The organism is Myxococcus sp. AB036A, assembly GCF_006547355.1.
GTDB lineage: Bacteria > Myxococcota > Myxococcia > Myxococcales > Myxococcaceae > Myxococcus > Myxococcus virescens.
Map to the genome: position 1 here is coordinate 43380 of NZ_VHLC01000032.1, position 23068 is coordinate 66447.

Below are 23068 nucleotides of genomic sequence, written 5' to 3' on the forward strand. Positions count from 1 at the left end.
CGCACACATGGGGGATTGAGATGGACCATCAAGGACTGGAGCAGCACCGTCGAATCCTCGGCATCCTCTTCATCGTCATCAACGGGCTGTCGGTGCTCATCGCCGTGGGAGTGATGCTGTTCTTCGGGGCGATGGGCGGGATGTTGCCAAGCGCGAAGCCCGAGGAACGGGCGCTGATTGTTGCCGTGGGCATGGGCGTGGGCGGGTGCCTGGCGCTGCTGGGGTTGCCGGGTGTCATCACCGGCTTCGGGTTGCTGTACCGCAAAGCGTGGTCGAGGACGCTGACGCTGGTGCTGGGCATCCTCGCCATTCCCAATGTTCCCCTGGGCACGGTCCTGGGGGCCTACGCCCTCTGGTTCTACCTCCAGCCAGGCTCTGACCAGGTCTTCGACACATGAGCCCCCACTCCGAGCCCCCGGTCGAGGAAGAGGCGCGCTACCTCGCACTCCAGTCGCTGGACCCGTGCACCGCGGGCGTTCTGGAGATTCTCATTGTCGGCTTGCATGACGAGAGCTGGCGCGTGCGCCACGTCGCGGCGGAGGCCCTCAAGCGGATGCCCGCCTCGAGCGAGCTCGCGGCCCGGCTCATCTCCGTGCTGGGGGAGCGAGGGGAGACGGGGGCTCGGAACGCGGCGGCGGAGGCGCTCGCGGGGATGGGCAGTGTCGCGTTGGGCCCGTTGGTGGACCTGCTGACCCATCCGGACCCGGACCAACGCAAGTTCGCCGCGGACATCCTTGGGCAGTTGGGGCGGCGCGACGCGGAGGGTCCCCTGGTGCGTTCGCTCTCGGACGCGGACCTCAACGTGCGTGTGTCCGCGGCGGAGGCGCTGGGACGCATTGGCGGCGCGCAGGCCGTCACCGCGCTGGAGGCGCTGCTGGCCGAGCCGGAGCCGCTGCTCCGCCTGTCCGCCCTGGAAGGGTTGACGTTGCTTCAGCATGCGGCGCCCCTGCCGGTGGTGAAGGCCTTGCTGGAGGACCCTCGGCTTCAGCGGAGCGCCTACCGGATGCTGGGCCTCCTTCCGGAGGCGGACGCGACGGTGCGCATCTGCCAGGGGCTCACGTCGGAGTTGCGCTCGGTGAGAGAGGCGGCGCTGTCCGCGCTGGGGACCCAGGCCGCGCGTGCCGCGGGGGCGCGGCGCGGGGAGCTCGAGGCGGTGGTGCGGAAGGCGCTCTTGCCCCTGCCCGGCATGACGCCGCGACTGACCGAGGCGCTGGCGTCCGAGGACGTCATGGTGTGCGCGGGCACGTTGGTGGCGGTGGCCTCGCTGGGCGATGCATCGCTGGCCGTGCCCGTGGCGGAGTGTGCGCGCGAGGCGCGGCTGCTGCGCGAGGTGCTGCACACGCTGGGCAGGTTGGGGCCGGACGGCGGGCGCACCTTGCTTCATCGACTGCCGGACCTGTCCCTGCCGGCGCGGGCCGCCGCGGCCGAAGCGCTGGTGGACCTGGTCGACGCCTCGGCGGTGGCACCGCTGTGCGCGTTGCTGGAGTGGGTGGAGGACGAGCTTCGCGCGGTGGTGGTGCGTGCCTTGGGGCGGACAGGCGCGGCCTCGGCGGTGTCGCCGCTCGTCGCCCTGCTGGAAGAGCCATCCCTCGCGGGCGCGGCGACGCGCTCCCTGGCCGGGCTGGCGGAGTCGTGCCGGCCGGCGGTGCTGGAGGCGTTGGAGGACGCGGTGGCGCGCAGGGCCACGCCCGCGGCGGTCGCCGCCCTGGCCCGCGTGGGTGGCGTGCCGGCCCTGCCCACGTTGAAGCGGCTGGCGCGGGACGAGGACCCTCGGTGGCGCGCGGCGGCGGTGGTGGCGGCGTGTGAGCTGGATGGCGACGTCGGTCGGGAGTTGGTGCGCGCGGCGCTCGCGGATGAGTCCGTGCCGGTGCGCATCGCGGGCACGCGGGCCCTGGCGCGACTGGGCGGACCTGACGCGGGCGCGCTGCTGTCTCCGGTCCTGAGGGATGAGGACCCCTCCGTGCGAGTGGCCGCGGTGGAGGCGGCGGGGGACTGCGGCGCGTTGGACCGGGTGCCGGACCTGGTGGCCCTGACGCGGGATGCGGATGGCGCGCTGGCGGTGGCCGCGGTGCGGGCCCTGGCGCGCATGGGAGCGGCGGGCCCCGGGGTGTTGCGGGAGGCCGCGGGGCATCCGGACGTGGAGGTGGTGAAGGCCGCGCTGGCGGCGGGGGCGGAGTCGTCAGCCGGGGTGACGATGGCGCTGTCCCTGCTGCGTCACGCGCGCTGGGATGTCCGCGCGGCTGCGGCGCGAGTGCTGGGAGATTCGGCGGGGCCGGAGTGTCTGTCCGCCGCCCGGGAGGCGCTGGAGGCGGAGTCGGACGCCCTGGCGCTGCGAGCCCTCTCCGATGCCGTGGAGCGCCTGCTCCGGCGCTGAGAGGGCTCCATGGCACGCTTCGACGACGGACGTCCGGAGATGTCAGCGGAGGAGTTCCGTCTCCTCCGGGACCACGTGTATTCGCACTGCGGCATCCTGGTGCACGAGGACATGAAGTTCGTGATGGAGCGCCGGCTGTGGCCCCGGCTGGAGTTGCTGGGGCTGCCGGACTACGGCGCGTACCACCGCTACCTGCGCTACGACGCCAACCGGCACGCCGAGCTGGAGGCGGCCGTCGAATCCCTCACCACGCACGAGACGTACTTCTTCCGCGAGCCCATGCAGCTCAAGGCCTTCACGGACGAACTGCTCCCGGTGGTGGCGCGGCGCAACGCGCGGCTGCGGCGCCTGCGGGTGTGGTCCGCGGGGTGCTCGTCCGGGGAGGAGGCCTACACGCTGGCGATGCTCCTCAAGGACAGCCGCCGCTTCGACGACTGGGACGTGGAAGTCCTGGGCACGGACATCTCCCGGCGCGTCTTGGCCATGGCGCGGCGCGCGGAGTACGGGCCTTCCGCGCTGCGCGCCACCTCGCCGGAATTGCTGGAGCGCCACTTCGTTTCGCTGGGCAACAGCCGCGTGCGCGTCCGGGACGAAGTGCGCGCCTGGGTGTCGTTTGGCCACCACAACCTGTTGGACGAGGTGGGTAGCCAACTGGTGCCACGCATGGACGTGGTGTTCTGCCGCAACGTGCTCATCTACTTCGACCTGGCGGCACGCCGGAAGTTCCTGCGCATCGTTCGGGACCGGCTGGTGCCAGGGGGGTACCTGCTGCTGGGACACTCAGAGAACCTGCTGAACCTGGGCTCGGACTTCGAGTTCGTTCACCTGCGCGGGGACCTGGTGTACCGGAGGCCGGAGCTGGACGAAGGAGCGCGTCGATGAGCAGCAAGGGCGTCATCTCCGTACTGGTCATCGACGACTCGGCCCACAACCGGCGGACCCTCTCCACGATGTTGGAGTCGGAGCCGGACGTGCGAGTGGTGGACCGCGCGGCGGATGGCGAAGAGGGGCTGAAGAAGGTCGTGGACCTGAAGCCCGACGTGGTGACGCTGGACCTGGAGATGCCGAAGCTCGGGGGGTACACGTTCCTCCGCCTGCTGATGCGCACGGCGCCCACGCCCGTCATCGTCATCTCCAGCTATTCGCACCGCTCGGATGTCTTCAAGGCGCTGGAGTTGGGGGCGTTCGACTTCATCGCCAAGCCGCAGCACCCGACGTTCGAGGCCATGGAGGCGCTTCGGGTGGAGCTGCTGGAGAAGGTCCGGGCGGCGCGGCACGTGCGCCCCGGTTACCGGCACGCGGCGCCAGGGGCTCGCGCCATGGCGGTGGCGGGCGAGCCGCCGCTGGTGGTGGCCGTGGGCGCCTCCACGGGGGGGCCCCCCGCGGTGCAGCGGGTGCTGGAGGGACTGGCCGTGGAGCCCACGCCGTGCGTGTTGGTCTGCCAGCACATGCCGCCGCAGTTCACCCGCGCCTTCGCGGACCGGTTGGACCGCATCGGCCCCTTCTCGGTGACGGAGGCCCGTGACGGAGACCTGGTCCAGCCCGGGCACGTGTACATCGCTCCGGGTGGGCGGCACATGGTGGTGGCCGAGCGAGGCTCCCGGCTGGAGCTGCAAACGCCGCCGTCCACGCCCGTGGACAAGTACGCGCCCAGCGTGGACCGCCTCTTCGTCAGCATGGCGCAGGTGCTCGGCGCCAAGGCCCTGGGGGTGGTGCTCACAGGCATGGGCGCCGACGGCGCGGAGGGCGCGCGCGCGGTGCACCGCGCTGGCGGCGAGGTCTGGGCGCAGTCGGAGGAGACCTCGGTGGTGTTCGGCATGCCGGGGGAGGCCATCGCCACCGGGGCGGTGAAGCGGGTGATTCCACTGGGTGACATCGGCCCGGCGCTCGCGGCCCTGGCGCGGCGGCGGCGCTGAAACTCCGGCCCCTGGCGCACGGGTGCTAACGTCCCCGGCCCATGACGCAGCAGATTCGAGCCTTGGTGGTGGATGACTCGCAGGCCATGCGGCGCAGCATCATGTACGCGTTGCAGCGCCTGTCCGGCGTGGTGTGTACCGAGGCCCAGGACGGCGCCGAGGGCTTGAAGAAGCTGACGCAGGGCCGCTTCGACCTGGTGCTCACGGACATCAACATGCCCCTGATGGACGGGCTGAAGCTCATCAGCCACATCCGGCAGGCGACCGAGTACCGGAACGTCCCCATCATCGTCGTCACCACGGAGGGTGCGGCGGCGGACCGGGAGCGCGCGATGAAGCTGGGCGCGAGCGCGTACCTGGTGAAACCCGTGCAGGCGAAGGTCGTGCTGGATACCGTTCGGGACCTGCTGAAGCTGGACTGAAGGTGAGCGCGCACGAATGGATTCCGTCCTGCGGGTGGAGGGCCTGGAGAAGGCGTACGGCGAGGTGAAGGCCGTGCAGGGGCTCACCTTCGAGGTGGCGCCCGGCGAGGTGCTCGGGTTGGTGGGGCCCAACGGCGCGGGGAAGACGTCCACGTTGCGGTGCCTGGCGGGCATCCTGCCGCCCAGCTCGGGCCGCATCCTGGTCGCGGGATATGACTTGTCGCGGACGCCGGTGGACGCGAAGCGCGCGCTGGCCTTCCTGCCGGACGAGCCGCGCTTCTTCGAATACCTCACGGTATGGGAGCACCTGAACTTCACGGCGCGGCTCTACGGCGTGGAGGACTGGGAGGAGCGGGGCCGCGCGCTGCTGGAGGAGATGGAGCTGATGGGCAAGGAGAAGTCCCTGCCGGGCGAGCTGTCGCGAGGCATGAAGCAGAAGCTGTCCATCGCCTGTGGCTTCCTGCATTCGCCAAAGCTCATCCTCCTGGACGAGCCACTCACCGGCCTGGACCCCATCGGCATCCGGCGGATGAAGGCATCGCTGCGGCGCCGGGCGGAGGAGGGCGCGGCCCTGGTGTTGTCCTCGCATCTGCTGCCGCTGGTGGAGGAGCTGTGCCACCGGCTGCTCGTCATCGCGGGCGGCAAGGCCATGGCGCTGGGCAGCCTGGAAGACATCCGCGCGCGACTGAGTGGCGCGGAAGGGGAGCACGCCTCGCTGGAAGAGCTCTTCGTCCGAATCACCAGCGCGGGAACGCAGGCGCCGTGAGCTTCCCTCGCGCGGTGGCCTTCCTCTGGGCCGCGACCTGGCGCAATCGCATCCGGCGGCAGTTGGAGCGGCTGCGCAAGCCGCGCTACCTCCTGGGCGTGCTGGTAGGCGCGGCGTATCTCTATTCCGTCTTCTTCCGGCGTCTGGACTTCCGTGGGCCGGTGGGCACGGTGCCCGAAGGTGTGCGGTTGTTCGCCGAGTTGTCGCTGGTCGGCTCCGCGCTGGGGACATTGTTCGCCGCGTGGGCGCTGGGCCGGGACCGGCCGTCGCTGACGTTCTCGGAGACGGAGGTGGTGCAGCTCTTCCCCGCACCCGTCGCTCGCCGGGCCCTGCTGCAATACAAGCTGGTGCGCGGGCTCCTGGGCACGTCGCTGGGCGCGCTGTTCGCCACGCTGTTCCTCGGGAGGACCATCAGCCCGCATCCCGTCCTCTTCTTCGTGGGGGCGTGTCTGGCCCTGGGCACGCTCTATCTGCACTCGACGGCGGCGTCCTTCGTGCGCACGCGGCTGTCGGCATGGGGCCTCTGGGGCCAGGTGGTCCGCTGGGGCGCGGTGGGTGGTGTCCTGGCGCTCGTGGCGCTGGCGGTGTTCACCTCGCTGCGAGAGCACCCGGTGCCCGAGGATCTGTCGTCAGGCCGCGCGCTTCGCGGGTGGTTGCAGGCGCTGACGGCGTCACCCGGCGTGGCGGCCGTGTTGTGGCCGGGCCGGCTGCTGGTGGCGCCAGCGCTGGCGCAGAGCGTGGACGACTTCCTGTGGGCCCTGCCACTGGCGTTGGCGCTGATGGCGGCGCACTACGGCTGGGTGCTCTGGGCCGAAGTTCCGTTCGAGGAGACGGCGGTGGTGCGCGCGGAGTCCCGCTCACGGGAGCGCATGCTGCGGGCCTCGGGGCGGATGACGCGGGTGGGCTCGCTCACGTTGAGCCGCCCGCCATTCCGGCTGCTGCCTCGAGGCCGGCCGGAGGTGGCGCTCATCTGGAAGAACCTGATTGCGCGCAAGCGGATGGGGGGCGGGTTCGCGGTGTTCCTCGCCTTCATCATCCTGGGCGGCGTCATCGCGGCGATGATGGGTGACACGCGTCTGTTCACGGACACGCGGCGGGTGCTCGGGCCGGTGGCGCTGGCGTTGTCGGTGATGCTGACGGTGGTGGGGCCGAGCGCGTTCCGCATGGACCTGCGGATGGACCTGCCCAAGCTGGACCTGCTGCGCGCCATGCCACTGACAGGAAGGCAGGTGGTGCGCGCGCAGTTGGCGGCATCCTCGCTGGCCCTGGCCTCCTTCCAGCTCGCGCTGTTGGCGGTGGCGCTCGTCCTGGGGCCCGGTGTGGAGGCGTCGCGCCTGGGAGGCTGGTGGTGGCCAGGAGGGCTGGCGCTGGCGTTCCTGCTTCCGGCCGTGTCGCTGTCGGGTCTCTTCGTGCAGAACGCGGCGGTGGTCCTCTTTCCCTCGTGGGTACCGGCGGACACAGGCGAACGGGCACGCGGCATCGAGGCGATGGGGCAGCGCCTGCTGGCCGTCGTGGGCACGCTGGTGGTGATGCTGGTGGGGTTGATTCCCGCGGGGCTGGCGGCGCTCGTGGTGGGCCTCCCTGTGTCGACGCTGTTGGGCCCCTGGTCCCTGCCCGTGGCGGGCTTCGTCGCGGCGGGGGTGTTGGTGGGAGAGGTGTGGCTGGGCGTCATGGCGCTGGGCCACGCCTTCGAGCGCCTGGATGTCTCCGAGGACCGGCCAGAATAGGTCGTCCCGTTCGCTCCTGGACGTGCGCGTGCTTTGCGGTGGTGGGGCTCCCGGGCGCGGATTATCCGGGCTGTTTCCAGAGAGGAGACGCGCATGAAGGTGGGATTCATTGGCCTGGGCAACATGGGGCTGCCCATGGCGGCGAGCCTGGCGGCCGCGGGGCACGAGCTGACGGTGTGGAACCGCACCGAGTCCAAGGCCGCGCCGTTGAAGGAGAAGGGGGCGCGCGTCGCCCGCAGCCCCGCGGAGGCGGCTCGCGGCGCGGAGGTCGTCTTCAGCATGCTGGCGGACGATGCGGCCGTGACATCCGCGGTGTTCGGCCAGGACGGCCTCCTGGCGGGACTGGCGCCGGGCGCGGTGCACGTCTCGTCGAGCACGCTCTCCGTGGCACTCTCCGAACGGTTGGCGGAGGCGCATGCGAGCGCCGGCCAGCGGTATCTCTCCGCGCCGGTGTTCGGCCGCCCTACCGCCGCGGCGTCGAAGCAACTGTGGGTGGTGGCCGCCGGTCCGAAGCAGGACGTGGACCGCTGCCGCCCGCTGCTGGAGGCGTTGGGGCGCGGCCTCACCGTGCTGGGTGAAAGTGCCCCGGCGGCCAACGTCGTGAAGTTGTCGGGCAACTTCCTCATCGCGTCGATGATGGAGGCGCTCGCCGAGTCCTTCGCCCTGACGCGCAAGTCCGGCATCGAGCCGAAGGTGTTCCTGGAGGTCTTCCAGTCCGTCTTCGCACGCTCACCCATCTTCGAGGGGTACGCGCAGCTCATCGCCGAGGAGAAGTACAGCCCGGCGGGCTTCAAGATGCGGCTGGGCCTCAAGGACGTGGAGCTCGTCCTGGGCGCCGCGCGCACCGCCGAGGTGCCCATGCCCCTGGCCAGCCTCGTGAAGGACCAGTTCCTGGGAGGCGTCGCGCAGGGCCACGGCGATTTGGACTGGTCCGCGCTGGGGGCGCTCGTCGCCGAACGGGCCGGGCTGAAGCAGGGCGGTTGAGCGCCCGCGCTCCAGGTGCACGCCTGACTGCCGTGCACCTGGAGCTTCAGAGATTGCGAGAAGCCCTTACTGCCGCGCGTTCATCTCCGACGCGGGGATGGGGAAGCGCTCGTGGGGCGCGAAGTTCGGGTCCAGCACGCGGGGAAGCGTGTCGAGCCGGTTGTAGCGCCGCAGGTCAATCCACCGGTGGCCGCCTTCGAACAGGAGCGAGTACCGCTTCTGCTTCAGCAGTTCGTCCAGGGCATTGTTCTCATCGATGTCCAGGCGCGGGGATAGCCGGCCGGAGGTAGTGCGGATGAAGTTGAGGTCGTCCACCGCCGGTCCGAGGTTCCGCTCACCGATGTTGGCTTCGGCGCGCAGGAGGATGAGTTCCTCGTTGCGGATGATGGGCACGGGCGAGCTGTTCGTGGGGTAGATGCGGAAGCGCCACTCCGTCGACACCTTCCCGTCCGCCGCGGTCGTGGCCTCGGGCAGGCGCGTGAGCTTCCGGACGACGCGGTCATCCACGGTGCCATTCTCCTGGAACTCCGCGTCGGTGACGGTCGACGGGTGCGCGTAGACGTTGACGCTGATGAGGCCGTTGTCGGTGTCGCCGGAGTTCGTCCCGAAGGAGTGGTAGACGCCCAGGTCCAACGATGCGCTCGGGTTGAGGAAGGACTGGCTCAGGGCGGTGAGCGCCTCGGGGTAGCGCCCCCGGTAAACAGCCACCCGCGCGGCGAGCGCGCGGTTGAACTGCCGGAACGTCGTGGGCGTGTTGAATCCGGCGAAGCCCGGGCTGAGCTGGAAGGGGAAGGTCTCACCCCCGTTCTCCAGGTGGGCGTGGCCCTCGTCGAGCAGCGCGGCGATGCGCTCGAACACCGCCTCCTTGCCGACGATGGGGGCCAGTTGGCCGATGGGCAGGTTGACGTCGATGGGCGCCCCGTGGGTGTCCCGCGTGTTGATGACCACGAGGAAGTCCAGGGCCTGCATTGTCTTCGCGAAGCCGCGGATGCCTTCCTTCTCGGCGTCTGGCGTGTTGGGGACCTTGCCCAGGGACTCCAGCAGCGCGTTGGCGTTGCGGATGTTCAGGTAGGGGTTGGTCCAGTGATTGCCGCCGAACGCCGGGGTGCCGGGGTCCATGGTGGGGCCCAACAGTTCATCGATGGAGCGCGGGTCCGCAGGGTCGATGACGTACACCTCGCGCCCGATGATGCCCAACTGGGCCACGTAGCCGTTGGGGGCCGCGACGCCCGCACGGTGGCCGACGAGCAGGCCCGTGGCAGCGGTGAGCACCGCGGGGCGCGAGGGCCGCTCGCGGAAGTCATCGAGACTGGGGTTGTTCAGGTCCGGAACGTCCATGCTCCCGCAGCCGCTCAGGCCCAGGACGGTGAAGAGCCCCACGAATGTCTTCTTGGTCAATTGGATGGTCATGGCTCAGAACCCGACGTCGATGGAGGTCCAGAAGCTGCGGCTGGGAGGGAAGGGGGCCACGTCCACATTGCGGGCGACGGCCTGGTTGCCAAAGTTGCTCACCTCGGGATCCAACCCGGAGTAGCCAGTCAAGGTGATGAGGTTGCGCCCGCTCAGGCTGAGCCGGGCGGACTTCACCGCGGGGACCATGGACACCCAGTCCTTGGGCAGTTGGTACATGAAGGTCACCTCACGCAGCTTGAGGAAGCTGGCGTCCTCGAGGTACGCGCTCGCTTGCGTGCGGCGCCGTGCGAGCCGCTCGCGCCCGCCCGTCGTGAAGTCCGGTGACGTCCCTGCACTGTCGTAGATGTACCGCGTCAGGTTGATGACGTCGCTGCCCTGCTGCCAGTCGAACAAGAAGGACAGGCTGAAGTCCCGGTACTTGAGGTTGTTGGTGAAGGACATGCGGAAGGTGGGCTCGGTGTCACCAATCTTCCGGACAATCGGGCGGCCGTTCTCGTCGACGCCGTCGTTGCCGACAATCTGCGTCGCCGTCGAGCCTTCCTCGATGAGGAAGGCGCCCAGTCCGGTGCCGAACCCGCCGGCGAGGAACGCGGGAACGGGCAGGGCCGTCACCCGGCTGCGGTTGAGGGCGAATGTCGCGCCGCTGGTCCACTCGAAGCCGCCGCGCACGGGCGTTACCTGGACCATGGCCTCGACGCCACGGTTGCGCAGCGAGCCGCCATTGAAGATTTGCGTGGCGAAGCCACTGGACGGGGCCAGTGCGCGCTGCAGCAGCAGGTCGCTGATGTTTCGCTGGTAGAGGGACACCTCGGCGACCACGTCGCCGCCGAACAGGAGGGCGTCCACGCCGGCTTCAATCTCGCGCTGCCGCTCCGGCTTGATGTTCCTGTCACCCGCGATGCCGGTGCCCACAAGGCCGGGGCTGCCGGCGATGTTGCCGGTGGCGCGCAGGCCGTTGAACTTCATGCCGTACAACGGAAGGTTGCCCGTCTCTCCGTAGGCCGCGCGGACCTTGAACTCGTTCACCTTCGGGTGGAACGAGGGAATCCGGTAGGCGGAGGCCAGCTTCGGGTACAGGAACAGCGCGTTGGGGTTGCCGTTGGCGCTGCTCTGCTCGCCGCGCAGCGCGCCCACCAGCGTCAGGCGCTCGTCCAGCAGGAGGACCTCCTCCTGGACGTAGTAGCCCCGGTCTCTCACCAGCGAGCGGTTCTGCCGCAGGTTGACCACGGTGCCGCTGTCCACGTTCTGCTGGCCGGCGTTCAGGTTCCTGCTGACGATGTAGACGGAATCGATGTTGCGCTCTTCGAACTGGAGACCGCCGGAAGTGGTCGCCACGATGCCGCCCGACGTGGGCTTGTAAGTGTGCACCAGGTTCAGGCCGGAGTTCAGGTTGCGCACCTGGCTGGTGCCGAAGAGCGACGAGCCCGGCAGGCCGTCATCGATGGGCTCGAAGTTGAGCTCGGGCGGGAAGAAGAGCGAGTTCTCCTGCTGGAACCGGTCCACGCCCGCGTTGGCCAGCACGCGCAGGTGGTGGGCCTCCGTCTTCCACAGGTGCCACGTCAGGTCTCCGGACCCGATGAAGCGCCACACGTTTTCGTCGTTCTTCACCAGCGCGGCCGTCTGCAATGGGTTGGCGCGGTTGGAGAGGAAGGGGTTTTGCGGGTACACGCCGTCCGAGTTGGGCTCTAGCGGGAGGAACTCCGGCGCGCGCGGCAGCACCATGTAGTTGCTGATGCTTGCGTTGTCGTTGTTCGTCAGACCGCGCTGCCCCAGGGAGTGGACCAGGTTGGTGGCGACGTTGACCTCCACCGCGTCACCCAGCTTCTGGCCCAGGTTCAGCCGGAACGACTGCTTCTCGTAGCCGGTGTTCGCGATGATGCCTTCGTCGTTCTTGATCATCGCCGAGGCGAAGTACTTCGTGTTGCCCGTCACGCCGCTGACGCTGGCCAGCGTCTCCGAGGACAGGTCGCGGCGGCCGGCCAGGGTGGCCTCGTGGTCGAACCTTCGCCCCTGCTCGTAGTACTGGACCGCGGCCTCGCCGAAGGTGTCGCGCACCTCCTCCACGCTGTTGAAGCGGCGGGTGCCAAGCTTGTTGGCCAGCGTGTACATGCCCAGGCGCTGGGTCACCTCGAACTGCGGCTCGCTGGAGCGGCCCCGCTTGGTGTTGATGATGACGACGCCGTTGGCGGCCTTGGAGCCGTAGATGGCGGCGGCGGATGCGCCCTTGAGGACCTCGATGCTCTCGATGTCGTTGGGGTTGATGTCCGCGATGCGGTTGACCTGGTTGTCCTGGGTGGGGTTCGCGTTGGAGCCGGCCACGGACTCGGTGATGGCGAACACACCGGAGGCGATGGCCACGTCGCTGACGAGCACGCCGTCGATGACATAGAGCGGGGCGGAGGAGCCGTTGATGGTGGACACGCCGCGCAGCCGGAGCTGGAGACCGCCACCGGGCGCGCCGCCGTTGCTCTGGATGTTGGCGCCGGCGACCTTGCCCTGGAGCGCCTGGTCCACCGTCTGGGCAGGGGCGCGGTTGATCTCCTCGGAGTTCACCGAGGCCACCGAGTTGGCCAGGTTCTTACGCGCCACCTCACTGGCGCGCCCCACCACCACCATCTCCTCCGCGAAGATGTTCTCCAGAGCGACCTCGACGGTGCGCTGGTTGGCGCCAATCAGCACCTCCCGCTCGCCGTAGTCCTGACTGGAGAAGAGCAGCGTCACCGCTCGGGTCGGCACGTTGGGCAGGGTGAAGGTGCCGTCCAGCTCCGTCTCCACGCCCTGGGTGGTGCCCTTGATGATGACACGCACCAGGGGCAGTCCCTCGTTGGTGAGCCGGTCCGCGACCCGGCCCTTCACCGTGCGCCCGCTCACCGGCGCGGGCGCGGGGGCCGTGGGCGCTGGCTGCGGTGCAACCCCTGGCGTGGGTGCCGCCGGTGTCTGTGTTTCGGCTGCCGGTGGCGCGATATTTTCGTCCTGCGCCAGCGTTTCCAACGAGAAGAGTGCAAACACGCACCCCGGAATCAACGCCCTTCTCAGCGTCATTCGGTCCTCACTCGCTGCGGATGGACGGCTCCCCCCAAGGCAGGATGCCGGTGAGGCGAATCGTCACTGGCTCAACGATTGGCCGTCAACGGCATATCCTCACTTTTATTGTTAATCTTTGAATTCAGGTTGGCGGGAATGTTTGCCTGCCGCTGGAGCCCGCTGGACTTGCGTCTGTTCTCAGCGAGGCTGCTGCGCGTCTAGGGCCTGCGCTGCGGCCAGGCCCCGGGGCCGCCCGTCAGCCGATCCTGGGGCAGCCGTCCGTTCGGGACGGATTTCTCCGGGCGAGACTGTTGCCTGGGGCACGTCCCTCCTCTAAGAGACTCGATGGGTATGGTGATGAACGAGCGTTACGAGCCGCAGGCGATTGAAGGTAAGTGGCAGACCCGTTGGGACGAAGCGGGCATCTTCCGGGCAGGCAGCCGCCCCGGTGCACCCAAGAAGTACGTGCTCGAGATGCTGCCGTACCCCAGCGGGAAGATGCACATGGGGCATGTCCGCAACTACCTGCTCGGGGACGTGTACGCGCGTTACTTCCGGATGAAGGGCTTCGACGTGCTGCATCCCATGGGCTGGGATGCGCTCGGCCTGCCGGCCGAGAACGCGGCCATCAAGGACGGCGTGCACCCGGCGGTGCGCACGGCCGAGAACATCGCGTCCTTCAAGAAGGAAATCAAAAGCCTGGGCTACTGCTACGACTGGGAGCGCGAGGTCAACACCAGCGATCCCGAGTACTACCGCTGGAATCAGTGGTTCTTCATCCAGATGCTGGAGCGTGGGCTCGTCTATCGCCGCTTCAGCAAGGTGAACTGGTGTACCGGCTGCCACACCGTCATCGCCAACGAGCAGGTGAAGGACGGCGTCTGTGAGCGCTGCGACTCCCCCGTGGTGGACAAGGAGATGCCCGAGTGGGCGTTCCGCATCACCCGGTTCTCGCAGGAGTTGCTGGACGCGCTGGACACACTCAAGGAGTGGCCCCACCGCATCACCGCCGCACAGCGGAACTGGATTGGCCGTTCGGACGGTGCCGAGGCCGACTTCCGCGTGCAGGGGCGCGACGCCGCGCTGCGCGTGTTCACCACCCGCATCGACACCATCTTCGGCTGCACCTACGTGGTGCTGGCGCCGGACCACGAACTGGTGGCCCAGGTGACGACGCCGGAGCGCCGCGCGGAGGTGGAAGCCTTCGCCAAGCGCATGGCCGCCCAGTCCAAGACGGAGCGCCTGGGCGAGGGCGCGGAGAAGGAGGGCGTCTTTACGGGCGCCTACGCGGAGAATCCTTTCACCGGCCAGGCGGTCCCCATCTGGATCGCCAACTTCGTGCTGAGCGACTACGGCACCGGCGCGGTGATGAGCGTGCCCGCGCATGACGAGCGCGACTTCGCCTTCGCGCGCAAGTACAGCCTGCCTGTGAAGGTTGTCATCCAGCCCGCGTCCGGTGACAAGCTCCCGCCGGGTGACAAGCTGGAGGCGGCCTATACGGAGTACGGCGTGCTGGAGGACTCGGGCGCCTACACGGGCCAGACGTCCGAGCAGGCGCGTCAGGCCATGGCCGCGGCGCTGGAGAAGGACGGCAAGGGCAAGGCGACGGTGACGTACCGCCAGAAGGACTGGGGCTTCAGCCGCCAGCGCTACTGGGGCACGCCCATCCCCATCGTCTACTGCGAGAAGTGCGACCCGGACCGCAACGGCATCCCGGTGCCGGTGGCGCAGCTGCCCGTGCGCATGCCGGAGATCGACACCCAGGCGGTGCTCACCGGCAAGGGCGAGCCGCCGCTGGCGAAGGTGGCCTCGTGGGTGAACACCCCGTGTCCGAAGTGCGGCGGGCCTGCCCGGCGCGAAGCGGAGACGATGGACACCTTCGTTGACTCCTGCTGGTACTTCGCGCGCTACCTGTCCCCGCACTACGACGCGGCTCCGTTCGACCCGAAGGAGGCCCAGCGCTTCCTGCCCGTGGACATCTACGTGGGTGGTCCCGAGCACGCGGTGATGCACCTGCTCTATTTCCGCTTCTGGACGCGGGTGATGAAGCTGTTGGGGCTGAGTCCCGTGGATGAGCCCGTCAAGCGCCTCATCACCCAGGGCATCGTCAACGGTCCGGATGGCCGGAAGATGTCCAAGCGCTGGGGCAACGTGGTGGCGCCGGCCTCCATCGTCCAGAAGTACGGCGCGGACACGGCGCGGGCCTACGTGCTGTTCGCGGGCCCGCCGGAGCGGGACTTCGACTGGTCCGATGAGCAGGTGGAGGGCGTGTACCGCTTCCTCAAGCGCGTCTGGGCGCTGGCCGCCACGCACCAGGCGGCGGCCGCGGGTGCCACCCACGACGGGCCCTACGAGGGCAAGGCGCTGGAGATCCTCCGCGCCGCCCACAAGACGCTGAAGCGGGTGGGGGAGGCCATCGAGCGCCTGTCCTTCAACACGGCCATCGCCGGCATCATGGAAGGCCTCAACGCGCTCTACGCACAGGGGACACCTGAGACGGCCGCGGAGAAGGCCGCCATGGCGGAGGCCGTGCGGTTGCTGGCGGTGGTGCTCACGCCGTTCACGCCGCACATCGCGGACGAAATCGCGGAGGCCTATGGCAGCAAGGACTTCACCGTCGCTCAGTCCTGGCCGGAGTTCGATCCGGCGCTGGTGGTGGACGACGTCATCCCCTACGCCGTGCAGGTGAACGGCAAGCTGCGCGCGGAGATTCGCGTGGCGGCGGACGCGGGGGAGGCGGATGTTCGCGCCGCGGCGGAAACGGACGAAAAGGTCCAGGCGGCCCTGGCGGGGAAGACGCTGCGCAAGTTCGTCTTCGTCCCCAAGCGCCTCGTGAACTTCGTCGCGACCTGAGCGGGGACCCGGGTGCCGGCCGAGGTCCTCATCATGTGTGGTGCATGTGGGCGGCCCCAACCCGCGGGCCGCCCGCGGTGCATTGCCTGCGAGGCCGTGCTTCCCGAAGCCCCCCTTCCCGGGGGACCGGCACCGGAGGAGCCGTTCTTCGTCGCGGACCTGGGCGGAGGGCGCATGCTTTCCGGTCAGGGGACGCGGCTCTTCTATCAACCGCACCCGTCGGTCATGGTGCCTCCCGTGGAGTTGGACTCGCTGCGGGAGGCGCGGCTGGAGTCGCGCTACTTCCGGGAGGCGCTGGCGTTGACCGTCTTCGCCTTGCTGGCCCTGTGGGCGCAGCCCGTCGCGCTGAAGGTGCTGGGGTTGGGCATGGCGGCGCTGGGTGGCCTGCTGGCGTTGACGTGCCGTTCACACGGGCTCGTCCTGGTGCCTCGGCAGGGGGCGCAGGTGCGCTGGCCCCTGGGGTTGGCGCGGCGGGGCTCTCCCCGGGACACGCGGCTGTTGGCGGCGTGGACGTCGCTGGCGGAGGCCCTGCGGGTGCGCGGCGTGGCTGTCGACGGCGAGTCGTCACCGCCGCTGCCTCCGCCGACACAAGACGGTGGCCCTCTGGCTTGACGGGCCGATCGGGCCGGGTAGGGTGCCGCGCATGTCGCGACCCTGCGCTGTCGGACCCCGGCGTCTTCGCATTGGCGTGGTGGTGGGAATGTGGGTAGCCGCGGGCTGTGGCTACCGCCTGGCGCCTCGCGGAGATGGTCTCCCGGCTGGTGTGACGTCCCTCTGCGCGCCTGTCTTCGTCAACGCCACGCCCGAGCCCACGCTGGAAACGGTCTTCACGCGCTTCCTACGGCAGGAGCTGATCCGCGTGGGCCGGCTGGGCAGCGCGGAGTCCTGCGACGGGCGCATGGAGGGCACGGTGCTGTCGGTGGCGAACACGCCCACGACCGTCGTCGGCAAGAGCACCAGCCCGGGCTTCTTCTTCCGCGTCTCCGCTCGGGCGCAGCTCCGCGTGGTGAAGGACGGACAGGTCCTCAAGCAGACGGAGGTCTTCGGCTCGGAGGACTATGTGCTGGGAAGCGGAGACATCCTGGAGGCGGAGGCGAACCGGCAGGTCGCGCTCGAGCGCCTCGCGGAGGTCTTGATGCGGGATGGGTACGACCGGCTCGCGGGCGCCTGGTGAGGAGGCAAGAGCCTCCTCCCGGCAGCCTGCACGAATGAAGCAGGGCCACGCGAGGTGGCCCCGAGGCTTCGACTAGGCCTGCGCGCGGGCGGCCTTGGTGGCGGCCTTCGCGAGACGCGAGATGCGGCGGGAAGCGGTGCGCTTGTGCAGCACGCCCTTGGTGGCGGCCTTGCTCAGCGCCTTGGCGGCCGACTTGATGGCGTCCGTCATCTTCGCCCCATCCTTGCTGCCGAGCGCCTCGCGGGCGGACTTGACGGCGGTCTTCACCTCACCGCGCACGGTGACGTTGCGCGCGCGGCGCTTCAGGGACTGACGGTGACGCTTCTCTGCGGACTTGGTGTTGGCCAAGAGAAATCTCCAGCGGTAATGGCAGGCTAAAAGAGGGGCCGTCCTTACTGCGACGCCTCGCAGGCGTCAAGGCGGGTGTGGGCCTCCAGCCGGGATTTCCAGGCTCTGGACGCCCCGCCGAGGGCACCTGCGAGGAAAATCACTCTACCGAAGTCGTATATTCCCACACCAGCCCCGCGGGATCTTGAAAGGTGAGCCGGCCGGCCTGGTGCTGGATCAGCCGACTCCCCGGAATCTCCGCGAGGATGGCGGGGAGCCGCTCCACCGCCGCAAGGGAGGGGGCTGTCAGGCTCAGCCGCAAGCCCGTCGTGGGCGTCCCGGCCGCTTCGAAGGCGATCAGAATGCCCCCATCTTCATAGAGGGCCTGATCCGCCGCAGGAGCCCGTCGGGTGATCCACCCCAGCCGGGGAGCCAGGGCGTCCCAGAAGGCGCGCTGCGCGGGAAGATCCGCCACGCCCAGCCGCAGCGTGGTGACGGGCGCGCGAGGAACCCACGTTGGAGACGGCAGGGCCTTCTCGCGCGCCTTGGCCTCCTGCCAGTGGCGCTCCATGTGCTCCAGGGTGGCATCCCCCAGAGCGACACCCTCGGAGCGGAGGGCGGACTCGATGTGCTGGAAGCGGGCGGTGAAGCGGCGGATGGCCATCCGCAGCGCGTCCTCGGCGGGGGCTCCGACGAAGCGCGCGAGGTTGGCGAGTGAGAACAGCACGTCCCCCAGCTCGTGCTCGATGGCATCCCGATCATTCGCGGCGATGGCCTCGTCCAGCTCCCCCAGCTCCTCCGTCAGCTTGGCGCGCACGCTGGCGACGTCCGGCCAGTCAAAGCCGATGCGGCTGGCCTTCTCCGTGAGCCGCTCGGCGCGCATCAGCGCCGGGGCGGCGACGGGGACGCCGTCCAGCACCGAGCCCTCCCTGCCCGTCTTGCGCTTCTTCTCCGCGGCCTTCAGCTTGGCCCAGTTGTCCAGGACCTGCTCGGCGCCTTCCATGCGCTGGCCGTCGCCGAAGACGTGGGGATGCCGGCTGACCAGCTTGTCGCCAATGGCCTTCGCCACGTCGGCCAGGGAGAACTCCCCAAGCTCCGAGGCGAGCTGGGCGTGGAAGACAATCTGGAAAAGAAGGTCTCCCAGTTCTTCGCAGAAGGTCCGCCAGGAGCCGCCGTAGGCGACCCGGTCCATCTCCTCCAGAACCTCGAAGGCCTCTTCCAGGAGGTAGGGCCGCAGCGAGCGCAGGTCCTGTTCGCGATCCCACGGGCAGCCGCCTTCAGCGCGCAGCTTCCGCATGATGTCGACCAGTCGCTCCAGCTCCGCCCCGGGGTTCAGCGTCGTGTCCGCCATGCACGTTCCTGTAGCACGCACGGGTCTGGTGCTGTCCGGCAAACGCGGCAGGTGGGCAGCCGGACTGGCGTTCGTTTTCGCGGTTGGCCCTGGGTCGCCTACAATCCACTCTCTGGATGATCCGCCTGCCGCTTCTTGCCCTCCTTCTCAGTGGCTTCACGCTTCTGGTGCCCGTCGTGGCGTCCGCGCAGCTGGAAGCCCCCACGCGCCTTCCCGAGGTGGATCCAGGCCCCATGGAGCCCGACCTGCGGGATGAGTCCATGGATCCGGTGGATGACGCCGCCTACGCGGAGGACGTGCCGGAAGAAGACGTCCCCGTCGCGGAGGATGCCTCCTCCGAGGACGCCGACGAAGCGCCCAGGGCGCCCGCGCGCAATGTCAGGGCCTCCGAATCGGCCCCGGCCAATGGCCGGACTCCCGCGGCGGCCAGTCCTCCGCCGGTCGAGGAACCCACGGTCATCACCCCCAGGCCGGTGACACTGAGTCCGGTGCTGGCGCCGCGGGTGACGGATGCGGACCTGGAGGCCATCTGGAACCGGTGGCGGCAGGCCCGCGCGACGAATGATCGGGACGCCGCGGCGGCGTCCCTCAAGGAACTGCGGACGTTGCGCGTCGAGCTGGCCGCCACGGACCTGGAGCCCCTGAGCGTGGGCTTCCTCCGCGAAGCGGCCGTGCGTCGCCGCGCGGGGGACATGGCCGGCGCGGTGCGGCTGGCGGAGGTGGCGGTCGAGCTGTCGCCGGGGCTGCCCTACGCGCGCTTCGAACTCGCGGAGCTCTACGCCTTGGAGAAGCCGGGCGACGTGTCCCGCACGTTGGGGCAGGTGCGGCAGGCACTGGCGACCCTGGCGCAGGATGCCCGCTATCGTCGGCCCGCGTTGGCCGACCTGGGCGCCCTGGTGCTGCTGGCCTGGGGGGCCACTGCGGTGCTGCTGATGGGCTTGTTCTTCCTGCGGAAGCTCCGCTACGCGCTGCATGACTTCCACCATCTGCTGCCGCGAGTCGTCTCCCGGTGGCAGTCCCTGGTCCTGGGGCTGCTGCTCTTGAGCCTGCCGTGGGTGCTGGGGCTGGGCGTGCTGCCCGCGCTGCTGGTGATGCTGGCCACCGTGTCCCTCTATCTCTCGCGCAAGGAGCGGGTCGTGGCGGCGGTGCTGGTGGCGGGCGTGGGGCTCTTGCCGCTGGCGGCGGGGCAACTCGCGCGCGTCACGGCGTTCGCGGGCACGCCGGCCGAGGACGTGTACCTTCTGGAGCGGGGCGGCCTGTCCGCCGAGGAGGCGCGGGCGCGCGTGCTGGCGCGGATGGAGTCCCGCTCGGCGACGTTCGCGGAGGTGCTGTCGTTGGCGTATTTCGAATCCCGGCGCGGCTTGCTGGAAGAGGCGAGGACGCACTTCAAGGCCGCTTCGGCGCTGAAGAGCTCGGATGCGCGCCTGCTCACGCGCTTCGGCAACACCCTGGTCGCGCTGGGAGACGCGGAGGGTGCGGCGCTGCTCTACGTGCAGGCCTCGCAGTCGGCGCCGGACCTGGCGGCTCCGCACTACAACCTGGCGCAGGTGGTCCGCCGCAGGGCGAAGACGCTGCCGGACTCGGAGGTCGGCAAGGAGCTGGATCGCGCCGCCACGGCCATGGCCTCGGCGCAGGCGCTGGATGGAACGCTGCTGGTCCGGGACCCGCCGCCGGAGGACCGGCTGCTCCTCAACCTGCTGCTGCTGGCCCCGCAGCTGGGGGAGTCCGACTGGCTTCCGCTCGCGGATGGCACGGGGGCGGGGCGCCAGGTGGAGACGCAGGTGTCGCGCTGGCTGCTCCCGGGGCTTCCTCCCGGGCCCATGGCCTCCGCGGGGGCCGCGGCGCTGGCGGTGCTGCTGGCCCTGTGGGGCTTCTCGGGGGGCCGCTTGAAGGCGGCCAAGGTGTGTGAGCGCTGTGGCCGCGCGGTGTGCGTTCGCTGCGACCCGGAGCTGGGCATCGGCAGCAAGCAATGTGGCCAGTGCGTCAACGTCTTCTCCCGCCGGGGGCTGGTGCCGCAGCAACTGAGGGCGCGCAAGCAGCTCCAGGTGGACCGGCATCAGGCCTGGACGGGCCGCGTGGCGTACGCCCTGGGCGCGGTGCTATCTGGCGCGGGGCACGTGGCCTCGGGTGTGCCGGTCCGCGGCGCGCTGTATGCGTTCGGTTTCCTCTTCGCGCTGGCCGCGGTGCTCCTGCACCAGGGCCTGGTGCGAGGGCCCTACGGTGAAGCCCCCCTCTACCTCAAGCTCGCGTCCGCGGCGTTGCTGCTGCTGGGGGTCCACCTGCTGTCGTTGCGCGGTCTGCGCCGCCTGCGGCGGGGGGAGTGAACGGCGATGTCCCTGCAAGGCACCCTGAAGGACTTTGGTATTGGCGACATCCTGCAGCTCATCGGGCAGCAGCAGAAGACGGGCACGCTCCACGTCCGCGCCAAGGACCAGGAAGTGCGCATCGGCTTCAACGATGGCCACATCATCAAGGCGGAGAGCGTCACCCGGAAGCGCAAGGAGCTCATCGGCGCCATGCTGGTGCGCTCGGAGCTCATCACCGAGACGCAGCTCGAGGCGGCCCTGGAGACGCAGCGCCGCACGCTCAAGCGGCTGGGGGACGTGCTCGTCTCCAGCCAGGCCCTCACCGCCGAGCGCTTCCAGGCGATGATGCAGCTTCAGGCCACGGAGACCCTCTACCGTCTCTTCACCTGGAAGTCGGGCACCTACGAATTCATCCAGGAGCCGGTGGAGCCGGACGCGGAAGCCATCCATCCGTTGCGCGCCGAGACGGTGCTCATGGAGGGCTTCCGGATGGTGGATGAGTGGCCGGTCATCCGGCAGAAAATCCACCGCGACGACCTGGTCTTCGAGCGCATCAAGGCCCTGCCTCAGCCGCGCGGAGAAGAGGGTGGGGAGCTGGGCGCCATCGGTCCTTCGGAGCGGCGCATCTACGATGAGCTCTCGCCCGGGAGGGATTTGCGCAAGCTGGTGGACATCTCCTGCCTGGGCGAGTTCGAGACCTGCAAGGCGCTCTACAACCTGGTGAAGGGCGAGTACGTCCGGCCGATACTCCCGGAGGGCGCCCCGGCTCCCGTTCCTGGGGACCAGCGCCTGCTTGCTCGCGTGGCGGGTCCGCTGGGGCGGCTCGTCGCCACCGTGGGGGTGCTGGCGGCGGTGGTGCTGGTGGTTCCCCGGGCCGTGCGCCCGGACCCCGAAGCGGGCGTTGCCGCGGTATTTGCGGACTCAGCGGCCCAACGTCATGTTTCCCAGGCCCAGCGCGTCCGCATCGAGGCCGCGCTCGAGGTGTTTCGCCTGGAACGCGGTGAACTGCCCGAACGTCTGGATTCTTTGGTGCAGGCTGGACTGTTGAAACCGGGCGAACTGAAATACCCGTGGCGGGAAGAGTACTATTACCGGCGGTTGGCCGCTCGGCAGTTCATTCTCCTGCCACCCTTGCGCTAGTCCTGACACAAAGTCGTCTTTCGCGGCCCTGGGGGCGGCGTTACGTTGGTGTCAGCCGTAGCGACATAGACCGAGGAAGAATCCGCATTGCGAAATCCCGCCACGTTGGAAGCGCCCGAAGTGCTTACCGCCTCCGCCAAGGTGGACGTTCGTGACAACGCGACCGCCCTGGCCCTCTGCGGCAACCAGAACGAAAACCTCAAGTTGATGGAGCGGCGCCTCGGAGTCCGGGTGGGACAACGCGGCACCGAGTTCCATCTCTCCGGTCCGTCCGACGCCGTCGCCTTCTCCGTCCGCCTCCTGGAGAACCTGGAGGAGATGATCCGCGCCGGCCGTCCCGTCTATCGGGAGGACGTGGAGCAGGGCATCAAGGTGCTCGGCCGCGGCGCGGAGTCCTTGCAGGAGGTCATGCTGGGCCCGGTGCTCAAGAGCTCCGGCAACCGGCAGATCTCCCCCAAGAGCATCAACCAGAAGCGCTACGTGGACGCCATCCGCTCCCACGACATCGTCTTCGGCATCGGCCCCGCGGGCACGGGCAAGACGTACCTCGCCATGGCCATGGCGGTCGCCTTCCTCCAGGAGCGCAAGGTCAAGCGCATCATCCTGGCGCGCCCCGCGGTGGAGGCGGGTGAGAAGCTGGGCTTCCTGCCAGGAGACCTGCAGGAGAAGGTGAATCCCTACCTGCGGCCGCTCTACGACGCGCTGCATGACATGATGGCGGCCGAGCGCGCCGCGCAACTGCTGGAGCAGGGCGTAGTGGAAGTGGCCCCGCTGGCCTTCATGCGTGGCCGCACGCTCAACGACGCGTTCGTCATCCTGGACGAAGCCCAGAACACGACGGTGGAACAGATGAAGATGTTCCTCACGCGCCTGGGCTACAACAGCAAGGCCGTCATCACCGGTGACGTGACGCAGGTGGACCTGCCCACGGGGAAGATGTCCGGGTTGAACCATGCGCGCGCGGTGCTGAAGAACATCGACGGCATCCACTTCGCGGAGTTCTCGGAGGTGGACGTCGTTCGCCACCCCCTGGTCCAGGAAGTCATCCGCGCCTACGACCGGGCGGACGTCGCCCAGCGCGAAGCCCAGGCGGCCCGGGAAGCAGCAACCGCTGCCGCCCAGGCGTCCATCGCGGCGCCGGCCACCGCCACCGAGCCCGTTGCCGTCGAGTAACGGTGCCAATACCTACCTGCGCCCACCCGCGCGTACCCTGCCGGGCGGGCGTACTCCATCCCACCCTTGCGAATATTCCCAGGCGTTGCGTCCTTGAAGGATCCGCGACGCCTTATCT

At 69.4% G+C, this 23068-nt stretch carries 18 protein-coding genes; 14 read left to right on the top strand and 4 right to left on the bottom strand.

Going from position 1 to position 23068, the window contains the following annotated elements:
* Window positions 1-20: 20 nt before the first annotated feature.
* The 8 genes from FL344_RS15570 to FL344_RS15605 all read left to right on the top strand — a co-directional run bounded on the left by FL344_RS15570 (window position 21) and on the right by FL344_RS15605 (window position 8189).
* Complete coding sequence (locus tag FL344_RS15570) at window positions 21-398, top strand: hypothetical protein (protein ID WP_141619086.1); 378 nt, start codon at window positions 21-23, stop codon at window positions 396-398.
* A complete protein-coding gene (locus tag FL344_RS15575) occupies window positions 395-2374 on the top strand; it encodes a HEAT repeat domain-containing protein (RefSeq protein WP_141619087.1) in 1980 nt (659 codons plus the stop codon). The genes FL344_RS15570 and FL344_RS15575 overlap by 4 nt, the downstream gene beginning before the upstream one ends.
* A gap of 9 nt (window positions 2375-2383) precedes the next feature.
* Entirely contained in the window at window positions 2384-3256 is an 873-nt protein-coding gene (locus tag FL344_RS15580; RefSeq protein WP_141619088.1) for a protein-glutamate O-methyltransferase CheR, read from the top strand.
* Window positions 3253-4290 (top strand): chemotaxis response regulator protein-glutamate methylesterase, encoded by a 1038-nt coding sequence (locus FL344_RS15585; protein ID WP_141619089.1) that lies wholly within the window; start codon window positions 3253-3255, stop codon window positions 4288-4290. Before FL344_RS15580 ends, FL344_RS15585 begins: the two co-directional genes overlap by 4 nt.
* A gap of 41 nt (window positions 4291-4331) precedes the next feature.
* The gene (locus FL344_RS15590) at window positions 4332-4712 is read left to right on the top strand and encodes a response regulator (RefSeq protein ID WP_011554738.1); all 381 of its coding nucleotides are present in this window, start codon (window positions 4332-4334) and stop codon (window positions 4710-4712) included.
* 16 nt (window positions 4713-4728) lie between these two features.
* Window positions 4729-5478 (top strand): ABC transporter ATP-binding protein, encoded by a 750-nt coding sequence (locus FL344_RS15595; RefSeq protein ID WP_141619090.1) that lies wholly within the window; start codon window positions 4729-4731, stop codon window positions 5476-5478.
* Window positions 5475-7205 (top strand): putative ABC exporter domain-containing protein, encoded by a 1731-nt coding sequence (locus FL344_RS15600; RefSeq protein WP_141619091.1) that lies wholly within the window; start codon window positions 5475-5477, stop codon window positions 7203-7205. Before FL344_RS15595 ends, FL344_RS15600 begins: the two co-directional genes overlap by 4 nt.
* 93 nt (window positions 7206-7298) lie before the next feature.
* The gene (locus FL344_RS15605) at window positions 7299-8189 is read left to right on the top strand and encodes an NAD(P)-dependent oxidoreductase (RefSeq protein ID WP_141619092.1); all 891 of its coding nucleotides are present in this window, start codon (window positions 7299-7301) and stop codon (window positions 8187-8189) included.
* 66 nt (window positions 8190-8255) lie between these two features.
* Here FL344_RS15605 and FL344_RS15610 read toward each other — a convergent pair whose 3' ends face one another.
* Window positions 8256-9599, bottom strand: coding sequence for a RagB/SusD family nutrient uptake outer membrane protein (locus tag FL344_RS15610; protein WP_141619093.1), 1344 nt, complete (start codon window positions 9597-9599; stop codon window positions 8256-8258).
* Window positions 9600-9602: 3 nt separating this feature from the next.
* Window positions 9603-12473, bottom strand: coding sequence for a SusC/RagA family TonB-linked outer membrane protein (locus tag FL344_RS15615; protein ID WP_141619104.1), 2871 nt, complete (start codon window positions 12471-12473; stop codon window positions 9603-9605).
* A gap of 504 nt (window positions 12474-12977) precedes the next feature.
* Here FL344_RS15615 and leuS point away from each other — a divergent pair.
* The 3 genes from leuS (at window position 12978) to lptE (ending at window position 16653) form a co-directional block, all read left to right on the top strand.
* A complete protein-coding gene (leuS, locus tag FL344_RS15620; protein ID WP_141619105.1) occupies window positions 12978-15479 on the top strand; it encodes a leucine--tRNA ligase in 2502 nt (833 codons plus the stop codon).
* 96 nt (window positions 15480-15575) lie between these two features.
* Window positions 15576-16091 (top strand): hypothetical protein, encoded by a 516-nt coding sequence (locus tag FL344_RS15625; RefSeq protein WP_228565078.1) that lies wholly within the window; start codon window positions 15576-15578, stop codon window positions 16089-16091.
* Window positions 16092-16179: 88 nt separating this feature from the next.
* A complete protein-coding gene (lptE, locus tag FL344_RS15630; RefSeq protein WP_228565079.1) occupies window positions 16180-16653 on the top strand; it encodes an LPS assembly lipoprotein LptE in 474 nt (157 codons plus the stop codon).
* A gap of 72 nt (window positions 16654-16725) precedes the next feature.
* Here lptE and rpsT read toward each other — a convergent pair whose 3' ends face one another.
* A complete protein-coding gene (gene rpsT, locus FL344_RS15635; protein ID WP_011554729.1) occupies window positions 16726-17001 on the bottom strand; it encodes a 30S ribosomal protein S20 in 276 nt (91 codons plus the stop codon).
* Window positions 17002-17140: 139 nt separating this feature from the next.
* Window positions 17141-18331: a nucleoside triphosphate pyrophosphohydrolase gene (mazG, locus tag FL344_RS15640; protein ID WP_141619096.1), complete on the bottom strand. Its 1191-nt coding sequence runs from the start codon at window positions 18329-18331 to the stop codon at window positions 17141-17143.
* A gap of 116 nt (window positions 18332-18447) precedes the next feature.
* Between mazG and FL344_RS15645 the strand changes: the two genes are divergently transcribed.
* The 3 genes from FL344_RS15645 to FL344_RS15655 all read left to right on the top strand — a co-directional run bounded on the left by FL344_RS15645 (window position 18448) and on the right by FL344_RS15655 (window position 22950).
* The gene (locus FL344_RS15645) at window positions 18448-20655 is read left to right on the top strand and encodes a hypothetical protein (protein ID WP_228565080.1); all 2208 of its coding nucleotides are present in this window, start codon (window positions 18448-18450) and stop codon (window positions 20653-20655) included.
* Window positions 20656-20661: 6 nt separating this feature from the next.
* Window positions 20662-21777 carry a DUF4388 domain-containing protein gene (locus FL344_RS15650; RefSeq protein WP_141619098.1) on the top strand — a complete coding sequence of 372 codons (1116 nt, stop codon included), beginning with the start codon at window positions 20662-20664 and terminating at the stop codon, window positions 21775-21777.
* Window positions 21778-21864: 87 nt separating this feature from the next.
* The gene (locus tag FL344_RS15655) at window positions 21865-22950 is read left to right on the top strand and encodes a PhoH family protein (RefSeq protein WP_141590897.1); all 1086 of its coding nucleotides are present in this window, start codon (window positions 21865-21867) and stop codon (window positions 22948-22950) included.
* Window positions 22951-23068: the final 118 nt, after the last annotated feature.

Coding starts and splice junctions, on each gene's coding strand:
- FL344_RS15570 (WP_141619086.1), top strand. CDS start 21: ATGGACCATCAAGGACTGGAGCAGCACCGTCGAATCCTCGGCATCCTC.
- FL344_RS15575 (WP_141619087.1), top strand. CDS start 395: ATGAGCCCCCACTCCGAGCCCCCGGTCGAGGAAGAGGCGCGCTACCTC.
- FL344_RS15580 (WP_141619088.1), top strand. CDS start 2,384: ATGGCACGCTTCGACGACGGACGTCCGGAGATGTCAGCGGAGGAGTTC.
- FL344_RS15585 (WP_141619089.1), top strand. CDS start 3,253: ATGAGCAGCAAGGGCGTCATCTCCGTACTGGTCATCGACGACTCGGCC.
- FL344_RS15590 (WP_011554738.1), top strand. CDS start 4,332: ATGACGCAGCAGATTCGAGCCTTGGTGGTGGATGACTCGCAGGCCATG.
- FL344_RS15595 (WP_141619090.1), top strand. CDS start 4,729: ATGGATTCCGTCCTGCGGGTGGAGGGCCTGGAGAAGGCGTACGGCGAG.
- FL344_RS15605 (WP_141619092.1), top strand. CDS start 7,299: ATGAAGGTGGGATTCATTGGCCTGGGCAACATGGGGCTGCCCATGGCG.
- FL344_RS15610 (WP_141619093.1), bottom strand. CDS start 9,599: ATGACCATCCAATTGACCAAGAAGACATTCGTGGGGCTCTTCACCGTC.
- leuS (WP_141619105.1), top strand. CDS start 12,978: ATGGTGATGAACGAGCGTTACGAGCCGCAGGCGATTGAAGGTAAGTGG.
- lptE (WP_228565079.1), top strand. CDS start 16,180: ATGTGGGTAGCCGCGGGCTGTGGCTACCGCCTGGCGCCTCGCGGAGAT.
- mazG (WP_141619096.1), bottom strand. CDS start 18,331: ATGGCGGACACGACGCTGAACCCCGGGGCGGAGCTGGAGCGACTGGTC.
- FL344_RS15645 (WP_228565080.1), top strand. CDS start 18,448: ATGATCCGCCTGCCGCTTCTTGCCCTCCTTCTCAGTGGCTTCACGCTT.
- FL344_RS15650 (WP_141619098.1), top strand. CDS start 20,662: ATGTCCCTGCAAGGCACCCTGAAGGACTTTGGTATTGGCGACATCCTG.